Genomic DNA, 1,266 nt, shown 5'->3' with positions numbered 1-1,266 from the left:
GCCCTGGTTCTGCCGGTGTTGGCGGGTGGGGTTGCTCCGCAGCGGTCCGGAGACGGTGACCTGGTGTTCACGGGTGGCTTGTTCCAGGTGGGGCAGGGACGTGTAGCCGGCGTCGACCAGGTGCTCGGCGGGCAGCAGCCCGCGCCGCGCCAGACGGGTGTGGATGGCGGGCAGGACCTGACCGTCGGGGGTGGTGGCCGCAGTGGTGGCCACATCCGTGATCACGTTGGGGTCGTCGGGAGCACAGGTCTCCGTCAGATGGGCGGCAAATCCCTTCCAGCTGATGATGTGCCCGTGCCTCGCGTAGCGGGCCGAGGTGTCGTAGGGCGAGACGACCGCCCGGGACGAGGGCGGCAGCCCGGGTCCGCCTTCCTTCTCGGCGGTGCGCCAGCGCAGCCGGCCTGCCTGGTCACGGTGGTAGTTCTGCACCATGATCTGGCGCAGGGCTTGGACGCGAGGGCCGGACGTGCGGCCTGTTTCGTGCCGGTAGAGGTGTTCCAGGAGCCGGACAGCATCGTTCCCGCTGGTCAAGATCCTGGTCGTGGGCTTGGTGGGGTTCTTGCCCAGGCGGACCGGCCGACCGTAGCGGCGGCCCCACTCCTCATCGACCAGCTCGTCCAACAGGTGAGGAGACATACCGGCGACTTCTTCGAGTGCGGCGCGGACCGCCTCGGTGATCAGCTCCAGGCGGGTCAGGTCGCGCACCGCGGCCAGGACGTGAGTGGAGTCGGTGCGCTGCGTGGTGCGCTCGCGCACCAGGCCGGCCTCCTTGAGACGGGCCAGCACGAGGTCGAGGAGGCGGTCAGCGCGGTCGCCTTCGGCGAGACGGTCGCGGAAGTCGGCCAGCACGCTGTGATGAAACCCGGGATCGTCCAGTTCCATAGCCATGGCGTACTTGAAGTCGATGCGACAGCGGACTGCCTCGGCGGCCTGTCGGTCCGACAGGCCGAGCAGGAACTGCAGCACACAGACGGTGGCCAGTTGAGCAGGCGAGAGCCCCGGGCGCCCATCCCGTGGGTACCAGTCGGCGAAGTCCTCGTCGCACCACAACCCATCGAGGCGGTCGCGTACCCATATCGCCGTCGTACCGCCCGGATTGCTCGCCCGCGCGATCTGCGCAGTCAGAGAAGGGACTTGCTCACCGGAACGGGGGCGAAGGGACAACGGGCACCTCGACAGCTGTATCGGTCGGCGGAACTACCCGAGCATGCCCGTTGATCATGCTGGCACCGAGGAATTCCAAGATCCCCGACAGAGTCAAGCTAG

At 68.2% G+C, this 1,266-nt stretch carries 1 protein-coding gene; it reads right to left on the bottom strand.

The window, feature by feature from the left end; genetic code table 11:
- Positions 1-966, bottom strand: a 966-nt coding sequence (locus ACH4MY_RS38185) for a transposase (RefSeq protein WP_398009462.1), incomplete at its 3' end; no start/stop codon positions are given.
- Positions 967-1,266 lie beyond the last annotated feature (300 nt).

The organism is Streptomyces sp. NPDC017246, from assembly GCF_044331325.1.
In the GTDB taxonomy this organism is placed as follows: domain Bacteria; phylum Actinomycetota; class Actinomycetes; order Streptomycetales; family Streptomycetaceae; genus Streptomyces.
This window is presented reverse-complemented; position numbering and strand designations above follow the sequence as displayed.